The sequence below is a fragment of the Kurthia populi genome, assembly GCF_042686175.1.
GTDB classification, from domain to species: Bacteria; Bacillota; Bacilli; order Bacillales_A; family Planococcaceae; genus Kurthia; species Kurthia populi.
The window spans coordinates 20734-29657 of record NZ_JBHUOR010000120.1; the positions used below are offsets into that span (position 1 = coordinate 20734).

An 8924-nucleotide genomic window follows, 5' to 3' on the forward strand; every position below is an offset into this window, starting at 1 on the left:
GGGAACCCCTCCTTTATAAAAAATAGCCACTTTCTAGTATATCGTATTCATGAAATAGCACACAGTGAAAAAATAATCGCGTCTGATAAAACCTACTTGACTTATAGGATTTATGATATTAATATAAGCATTGTCATTATTAAGTGTTACGAAAATAATTAAGTCATATGGAGGAATAAACACATGGATACAGTATGGATTATTGTGAACATGGTCGTGATGTTTGTTTTATTAATACTTTTATTTAAAATGAACAAAAAGCACGTATCATTTTCTAAACGTGTATTCGCCGGTTTAGGTTTAGGGATTCTATTTGGATTAGCTCTACACTTTATTTACGGCGTTGATTCAACAATTACAGCCACTACTACGGACTGGTTCGGTATTATCGGCTCAGGTTACGTTAAATTATTACAAATGGTTGCGATGCCACTTGTCTTCATCTCAATTGTTGCTGCTTTTACAAAAGTAGTAGCAGGGAAAAGCTTTGGTAAATATGCCGCAATTATTTTAGCCGTACTTGTAGGGACGACAGCAGTTGCCGCTTCAGTAGGGATTGCTTCGGCATTATCATTTAACTTAGATGGCTCATCATTAGTTAGTGGGGATGCAGAGCAAGCACGTGGTCAAGAAATCACAGCGAAATCAGAAGAAATGGGCGATAAATCATTACCTCAACAAATCTTAGAATTTATTCCAGCGAATCCATTCTTAGATTTAACAGGCGCTCGTCCATCATCAACTATTGCGGTCGTTATTTTCGCCGTATTTGTCGGCTTTGCTTACTTAGGTCTTGTACGTAAAGACGAAGAGCATGCCACATATATTAAAAAAGCAGTCGATACGATTTACGCATTAGTAATGCGTATCGTTACATTAGTTTTACGTTTAACACCATTCGGTATTTTAGCAATTATGACAAATACCGTCGCAACATCTGACTTTAATGCCATTTACAATATGGGTAAATTCGTCATTGCATCGTATGTCGCATTAATCACGATGTTCATTATTCACCTTATTATCATTTCCCTAACAGGTATGAGCCCAATCACATATGTGAAAAAAGTAGCGCCAACGTTACTATTCGCGTTCACATCTCGTTCAAGTGCGGGTACATTACCAATGAACATTGAAACACAACGTAAGCGTTTAGGTGTTCCAGAAGGGATTGCAAACTTTGCCGGTTCATTCGGTGTATCAATTGGTCAAAATGGTTGTGCCGGTGTGTACCCAGCAATGCTTGCGATTATGATTGCACCAAGTGTGGGCATCAACCCATTTGAATGGCAATTTATTTTAATGCTAATCGCCGTTGTCGCAATTAGCTCATTTGGCGTAGCAGGTGTTGGTGGGGGTGCGACATTCGCAGCCATCATTGTTTTATCTGCGATGGACTTACCAGTTGCATTAGCCGGTATTTTAATCTCTGTTGAACCATTAATCGATATGGGACGTACAGCGCTTAACGTTAGTGACTCAATGGTTGCGGGTGTAACGACTGCGCGTGCAACAGGGGAATTGGACCGAGACACATACAACTCAAAAGATCCTCAAGATTTAGCTGAAATTTAAATATGAAAAAGAGGCTTGGACATTGCGTCTAAGCCTCTTTTTTGTATTAAAAAACGCCCATCGATTGGACGTCATCAAGTCAATATGTATGCAGAAAAAAACTCCGACATGGTCGAAGCAAATTCAAGTAATCTAGTTTTGAGTTTGCGGAGTTGATTTCGGTGGGGCAAGTGTTTTAAGCAATTCTAAGCGGGATTTTGTTTTTGATGCTTTAACGCCTAACTTAGACAAATTTGAAATAATTTTTGTAATGTCAACTTCTTTTGTCATCATGAGCCACCTCAATTTCGTTTGTTTTATAATAAGACGCTGAGTTCAAATAAGAAGTTTCAGCATTTCATTTGACAAAGTTGTTAATATATTTATAATAACATGATTTTCTCAATGAGAGTTTTTCAAAATTGTTACATTCGTAAATTTTTTTAAATAGAATGAAGAATTGTAAATTTTGTGTAAACCCTTATTTATCAACGCCTATTATTAATTTACTGTATTATTTATTCCCGAAAAAAAAGCTAAAACACCTATTTTTTAAAAAAATAAATGAGAATATAATGTAATTGTCATTTCGTATTCACTAGCAGTACACTAATTTGTAAGCATTTTCATTTTTGAGGGGGCTAATGGAAGGAGGAGAAACGATGAAAAAGGCAGTTATGTTATTAGTATCTGTACAATTTTTCGTATATTTTGGCTTTGGCTTAATTATTCCAATTTTGCCGGAAGTTATTGTAAATCAAGGGTTTCATGATATGCATGTCGGTGGCCTACTAACGATTTATGCGCTAGCAAGTTTTTTCACAGCACCACTGTGGGGCCGGTTATCCGACCGTATTGGGCGTAAAAAATTAATTTTAGTGGGGCTTGTCGGCTTTAGTGTGAGCTTTTTAATGATTGCATTATTTATCGATTCATTACCGATGCTTTACGCATCACGCGTCATCGGCGGTTTATTCTCAGGCGCTCTTTACACAGCGGTTACAGGCTTTATTGGTGATATTTCAACTGATGATAACCGTAATATGTATATGGGCTTTATGGGAATGTCGATTGGGCTAGGCTTTATTTTTGGACCAGCAATTGGCGGGTTGCTTGGTCAAATCAGTCTAACACTACCATTTTTCGTGTCAGCCATCTTAATTTTTTTACTATTATTCTATGCAGCGGCAGTATTAAAAGAGCCAGAAACACGAAAACTAGGTTCTGCGAAGGAAATTATTCCACAAGGTACATCAAAGCTCTTTAGCTATCGTGTGCGCTATTTATTTATTTTCTCATTCATTGTGACATTTTTACTTTCAGGTGTGGAATCGACGTTACAGCTATTCCAAATCGATCAAATTAATATTACGTCTGCGCAACTAGGCTCGTTATTTTTATTTAGCGGCTTTGTTGACTTTTTTATTCAAGGAATGGTCGTGCGCAAAGTGAAGGATGGTCAAGAAGTAAAATGGCTAGCAGGTGCACAAGTGCTGACAGCTATTGGTCTGTTAATGCTACCATTTACGACGAATTTAATTTATGCGGGTGTGGCACTATGCGTTTTCACAGCAGGGAATGCACTTGCGCGTACATTAAATACGTCACTCGCATCAAAGGAATCTGGCGGTATGTACGGAACGGCAGCGGGCTTAAGTTATTCAATGGATAATCTAGGCCGAATTATCGGCCCGTTATTTTTCACATGGCTATTAACATGGCAGGGCGGCAACACGTATTATGTGTCGGCTGTGCTCGCAATCATTAGCATAACCATACTTGTGTTATTTACACGCAGTTCAAAATCACTACGTCAGAAAAAAGCGTAGCACAAAAAGAAGAGCCGCCAATTTTTGGTGGCTCTTTTTAAATCACGTATTTCCTCAAGTAGCGCGTTTTGGATACAACATATTTTTGAATATGCGTCATACACAGGTGAATGTCACTAGGTTTTTATTAAACATATGCTGAGGCTCTTTATTTTCACAAATAACTACAAAAGCTCGCCGGATAGTTACGATGATTTAGTAAAGTGGATGACAGAAACGGGGCGTTTTGTTACCCGTTTTTCACGATTTTGGGTTCATTTTGACGCTCCGAGGGGTGTTTTTTGTCGCTGTTATGTAAGCACTCATGCGCAGCGTGTCGCATTTTATAAAAAATAAACTAAATGACAGCTGTATGCATTTTTCGTCAGCCTTGGTGTGGAAAACGACCCGAATTGGCATGGAATGGGCTACTTTTGAGGCTCTACGGGTATAAATCAGCGAAATGCACAGACCAAAAATCGTAAATATCTGCGCATTTTTTAGTAAATAAAAATTTACGTTGACAGCATTTACAGCATAGTTAATAAAACTTCTTTTTTTCATGCGCCAATAGCCGTCTATTGGCGCTTATTATGAAATATGTCGTAGCCAAAACACGCTTCTTGAGTGAATGAGCGATTTCAATGAAATGTATACAAAACAAAAGACGCAGCACCTTTTCATTCAAAAGTGTTGCGTCTTTATTTAATCGTCTCGACCAAACATATATGTGTGATGGTGGAACTTCATACTAAATACAAGTCCAAGCGCAAAGGCATTCCCCATCATCGAACTACCACCATAACTAATGAATGGTAGTGGGATACCAGTGATTGGTAAAACTTGCGTTGTCATACCGATATTTTCTAATACGTGGAACGTAATCATCGCAATAATCCCCGCACATACATATGTACAGAATGGATCTTTCATTTGCAATGTTAATTTTGTTAAGTGATAGATCAGGAAGAAGAATAGTACGATGACAGCACTAGCGCCGATAAAGCCCCATTCTTCGCCGATGATACTAAAGATAAAGTCGGTATGGTTTTCCGGTACATACACTTCATGCCCTTTATAGCCTTTACCGAAAATTTGACCAGAGCCAATCGCATTAAGCGATTTCACTAAGTGATAGCCATCACTTGATGAATATGAGTATGGGTCTAGCCAAGAATAAATACGTGCGAATTGATAGGTTTTAACACCAAGTGTCGCATTTAAAAATTCTTGCTTGTAAAGCGCCATCCATAGTAGGGTACCACCAATACCAGCTGCGCCAATAGCAACCGGTAAGATAATACGCCAAGCAACACCAGCGACGATAACCATCGCGGCTGTAATGGCTAAGAATACTAAACTTGTACCAAGGTCAGGCTGTTGCATAATAAATGCTAATGGCACAAGTAATGTTAAAAAGATTTTCCCTAATAAAATAAAGTCGGTTTTAATCGTTTTGACGGAAGTGTTTTCATTGTGCTTAGAAACAACACGTGCGAGTGCGAGAATATAAAATGTTTTCATAAACTCGGACGGCTGGATGTCGGCAAAGCCTAAGTGGAACCAACTCTTAGCACCGTTACGTGGTTCAACAAGTTCCATTGAGTCGGGTAGTATAACTAATACTGCTAGTATAAAAATACCGATGCCATACAAATACCAGGCCATTTTTTTGTATTGCTCTGGTTCAAAGTACATCATCGCAGCGATGATACCGCCCGCTACTACATACCAGAATAATTGACGTGGTACGAAGTTCGTTGCGTATTGACCAGACATTTGCGCAGATGAAATTGCGGCGATACTAACAATACAAAAAAGTGCCAAAATGAAGATTAACGTCCAATCCAAACGATCGAAGAAATTTTTTCGATTGTTATTCATATTTGCCACCTAAATATTAATTATTTCACTTAATTATTATAGCGTATTTCATTGTAACACGCTCGTGCATAAAGTTGTGACGAAATCGAATCACAAATGTTTCAAATTCATGCAATTCAATCTATAATAAGAAGAGGAATGGGGTGATCGACTTGGCAAAGAAAATGCGAGCTGCGGATGATTTTTTGCATCATTTATATGTGCATGTTAATGAGCTGAACCAATTTGTGGTATTGAGCGGTTTAAAATTTCACGAATTTGCTTCTTCAGTCGGTTCGCTTCAAAATATTTTACTGTTGAAAAATGAGTTCGAAGATGGCTCGTTTAACATGCACACGCGCTTAGGGTTTGTGGACGAAAAAAGCATGCCTTACTTTGCAAAGAAAATTTCAGATTCAAAGCAAGATTTATGTTGGATTGATTTTTCAGATGAGAAAAAGTTGAATTTATTAACACCGCAGGAACAGGCGGAGCTTCTTTATATCGGGCATAAAAAGGAGCCATTACGTTCACCTTTTTATCATCAGCTACAAAATAAATACGTCTACTTAGAAAATAAAGAGGATAAGTATACAAAAGTTTATTTTCGAAATTTAGCAGACAATGACCGTCTTGTCGTCAATGTTTTCAACAATGTCATCCAACTCAAAGAGCGTCAAACGAGCTTTTGGCGTCGACGCGTGGCGACCGTTATGCCGCATTTTACAATTGATGTGTGTGATACATTCCGCGATCATATGAAGGACGGCGCGCTTTTTTCAATGTATCGTATTGAAAAGCCGAAAGTAGCCTATGTGCTTGAGGTGCGTAATGTGGCGGATATTAATTTTGTCGATGAGATTTGGGACGATTTAAATTCATTGTTAAAGCAAAAGCCAGATGGGGTACTAGAAGTACATAAGTAGTCCGTAAAAATTTATTTCAGTTGTTGGATAGGTGGATAGGATTCCTTTCGTGTGACGAATGGAATCTTTTTTTTAGATTTTTTTATGAAAATGCGTGAGAGAGTGCTATTATAAGTAATGATATTTTTCTCGCATCAAGTTAGAGAAACTTTGTCCGATAGAAATCGTCCTATTCAATTCAGGGACATTCGTTCGTAGACCAATTAAAATTTGGAGGAACTCATTATTATGAATAAAAAATTAGGCTTATTATACGGTGGTAAATCAGCAGAGCATGATGTGTCATTATCAACAGCAAAGGCTGCAACACAAGCATTAAACTTTGATAAATACGATATTTTCCCAGTATTCATCACACGTGGCGGTGAATGGCGCGTAGGTGAACAATTAACAGCACCTGCCGAATCAATTGAACAATTAGCGTTTACTCGTGATGCAGATTCAGAAAATGACGTAACAGAATTTTTAACTTCTTTAAAAGAACGTAAATTCGACGTTATCTTCCCATTACTTCACGGTACAAATGGTGAAGATGGTACCGTACAAGGTTTCTTAGAAGTATTAAACTTACCGTACGTAGGTAATGGTGTATTAGCTTCTTCAGCTGGTATGGATAAAGTTTCAATGAAACAATTATTCGAAATCGCTGGCTTGCCTCAAGTTCCTTACACATACTTCATTCGTAATGATTGGCATAAACAAAAAGATGCATTAATCGCTGAAATGGAAGAAAAATTAACATATCCAATGTTCGTTAAACCAGCAAACTTAGGTTCAAGCGTTGGTGTATCAAAAGCAGATGACCGCGAAAAATTAATCGAAGCGGTTGAATTAGCACTTAAATATGACCGTAAAATTGTTGTCGAAACAGGTGTTGTAGCTCGTGAAGTAGAAATGGCGGTTCTTGGTAATGATGAACCAGAAACATCTGTACCTGGTGAAATTAAACCAAAAACAGCATTTTACGACTACGATTCAAAATACAATGACAACAGCACAGATTTATTAATTCCTGCACCTGTAACTGCTGATGTAGAAGCACAACTTTCTGATATGGCGAAACGCGCATTCAAAATTTTAGATGGTTCCGGCTTAGTGCGTGCAGATTTCTTCGTAACAGCAGAAAACGAAATCTTCATCAACGAAGTTAATACATTACCTGGCTTCACACCAGTAAGTATGTATCCAATTCTTTGGAAAAACACTGGTCTTCCATACAACGAATTAATCGAAAAATTAATCAACCTTGGCATCGAACGCCACGCTGAAAAACAACAACTTCAATATCAATAAGAGGAGTCCTCAAACATGAAAAAAACGATTAATGAAATCGCAGCATGGCTTGGCATCGCTCAAACATTTGAGGAAGCCGTTGTAACCGGTGTATCCATTAATACACGTACGCTAGAGCCAGGTGATTTATTCATTCCATTCCGTGGTGAAAACGTGAATGGTCATAAATATGTAGCGCAAGCTTTTGAACAAGGTGCAGCAGCTGCATTTTGGCAAAAGGATGAGCCAAATCCACCGCAAGATGTACCACTTTTTTTCGTTGAAGATTCAGAGGAAGCCCTTCAACAAATGGCACGCGCGTATCGCAGTGAGCACAACGCGACATTTATCGCGGTAACGGGTTCAAATGGTAAAACATCAACAAAAGATTTAATTGCGGGCACATTAGCGCCTTACTATAAAGTACAAAAAACAGAAGGTAACTATAATAACCAACTAGGCTTACCACTGACATTACTTGGCTTAGATGAGGATACGCAATTTGCGGTACTTGAAATGGGGATGGATGGATTCCACCAAATCGAGTTACTAACAAAATTAGCGGAGCCACATTATGCGGTCATCACAAATATTGGTGAGGCACATATGGAAGCGCTCGGTTCTCGTGAGGGTATCGCAAAAGCGAAATTTGAAATCGTACAAGGTCTACAAGCAGACGGCAAATTCTTCTATGATGGTGACGAGCCATTATTACGTCCACTTGTCGCAGCAGAGAATATCCATGCGATTTCATTTGGCTTAGCCGACACAGATGATTTATATGCGGCAAATATTACAGAGGATGAAAAGGGTAGTCACTTTGATGTGCATGGTTTATTAGAGGACAACTTCTTTATTTCTGTACTAGGTCGTCACCAAGTGAAAAATACGTTGATTGCGATTTTAATTGCACAAGATATTGGTTTAACGAATGACCAAATTCGTGAAGCATTAAAAGGCGTCGAGCTGACAAATATGCGTATGCAACTTGTTGAAGGCAAAAAAGATATTTTATTCATTAACGATGCCTATAATGCGGCACCGACTTCTGTACGTGCCGCGCTTAACTTCGTTGAGCATGCGACAATGCGCAGCGACAAATGGGTCGTGCTAGGCGATATGCTAGAGCTTGGTACATTAGAGCGTGAATATCATGAAAACATTGCCGACGATTTAAACTTAGACGCGATTCAGCATGTGTGTCTATATGGACCACGCATGGAGGCGCTTTATAGTAAGATTAAAGACCAAGCAGATGTGTTATGGAGTGCAGAAGATTATGCACCGATTATTGAACATATTGCACAGCATGCATCAGCGGATTCTTTAGTATTATTAAAAGGATCTCGTGGCATGGCGCTTGAAAACATTTTACAAGCATTTGTGAAATAGTATGAAAAAGAGGCTGGGACATAAGTGAAAATTCCAGCCTTTAATAGAGAAGGTGATGTCGAATTTGACATCACCTTCTCTATTTTTATGTATAAATTGGGAATTACCA

The 8924-nt window shown here is 38.4% G+C and carries 7 protein-coding genes; 5 read left to right on the plus strand and 2 right to left on the minus strand.

Features of this window, described 5'->3' with window-relative positions; genetic code table 11:
- Positions 1-183: 183 nt before the first annotated feature.
- Positions 184-1575 carry an L-cystine transporter gene (locus ACFSY7_RS13795; protein ID WP_380148227.1) on the plus strand — a complete coding sequence of 464 codons (1392 nt, stop codon included), beginning with the start codon at positions 184-186 and terminating at the stop codon, positions 1573-1575.
- A 132-nt stretch (positions 1576-1707) separates the two neighbouring features.
- Here the strand turns inward: ACFSY7_RS13795 and ACFSY7_RS13800 are convergent, their stop codons facing one another.
- Entirely contained in the window at positions 1708-1845 is a 138-nt protein-coding gene (locus ACFSY7_RS13800) for an Lmo0850 family protein (protein ID WP_199754697.1), read from the minus strand.
- Between the two features lie 371 nt (positions 1846-2216).
- Between ACFSY7_RS13800 and ACFSY7_RS13805 the strand changes: the two genes are divergently transcribed.
- Entirely contained in the window at positions 2217-3383 is a 1167-nt protein-coding gene (locus tag ACFSY7_RS13805; RefSeq protein WP_380148228.1) for an MFS transporter, read from the plus strand.
- 684 nt (positions 3384-4067) lie between these two features.
- Here ACFSY7_RS13805 and ACFSY7_RS13810 read toward each other — a convergent pair.
- Complete coding sequence (locus ACFSY7_RS13810; protein ID WP_380148229.1) at positions 4068-5246, minus strand: FtsW/RodA/SpoVE family cell cycle protein; 1179 nt, start codon at positions 5244-5246, stop codon at positions 4068-4070.
- Between the two features lie 143 nt (positions 5247-5389).
- On the opposite strand from ACFSY7_RS13810, the gene ACFSY7_RS13815 reads away from it, so the two are divergent.
- The 3 genes from ACFSY7_RS13815 to ACFSY7_RS13825 all read left to right on the plus strand — a co-directional run bounded on the left by ACFSY7_RS13815 (position 5390) and on the right by ACFSY7_RS13825 (position 8815).
- Positions 5390-6151, plus strand: a complete 762-nt coding sequence (locus tag ACFSY7_RS13815) for a hypothetical protein (RefSeq protein ID WP_370323623.1) — start codon at positions 5390-5392, stop codon at positions 6149-6151.
- A gap of 228 nt (positions 6152-6379) precedes the next feature.
- Positions 6380-7444, plus strand: coding sequence for a D-alanine--D-alanine ligase (locus ACFSY7_RS13820; protein WP_380148230.1), 1065 nt, complete (start codon positions 6380-6382; stop codon positions 7442-7444).
- 15 nt (positions 7445-7459) lie between these two features.
- The gene (locus ACFSY7_RS13825; protein ID WP_380148231.1) at positions 7460-8815 is read left to right on the plus strand and encodes a UDP-N-acetylmuramoyl-tripeptide--D-alanyl-D-alanine ligase; all 1356 of its coding nucleotides are present in this window, start codon (positions 7460-7462) and stop codon (positions 8813-8815) included.
- Positions 8816-8924 lie beyond the last annotated feature (109 nt).

What these genes read in the sequence shown, in the direction of transcription:
- ACFSY7_RS13795 (WP_380148227.1), top strand. Translation starts at nt 184, where the DNA reads ATGGATACAGTATGGATTATTGTGAACATGGTCGTGATGTTTGTTTTA.
- ACFSY7_RS13800 (WP_199754697.1), bottom strand. Translation starts at nt 1,845, where the DNA reads ATGACAAAAGAAGTTGACATTACAAAAATTATTTCAAATTTGTCTAAG.
- ACFSY7_RS13805 (WP_380148228.1), top strand. Translation starts at nt 2,217, where the DNA reads ATGAAAAAGGCAGTTATGTTATTAGTATCTGTACAATTTTTCGTATAT.
- ACFSY7_RS13810 (WP_380148229.1), bottom strand. Translation starts at nt 5,246, where the DNA reads ATGAATAACAATCGAAAAAATTTCTTCGATCGTTTGGATTGGACGTTA.
- ACFSY7_RS13820 (WP_380148230.1), top strand. Translation starts at nt 6,380, where the DNA reads ATGAATAAAAAATTAGGCTTATTATACGGTGGTAAATCAGCAGAGCAT.
- ACFSY7_RS13825 (WP_380148231.1), top strand. Translation starts at nt 7,460, where the DNA reads ATGAAAAAAACGATTAATGAAATCGCAGCATGGCTTGGCATCGCTCAA.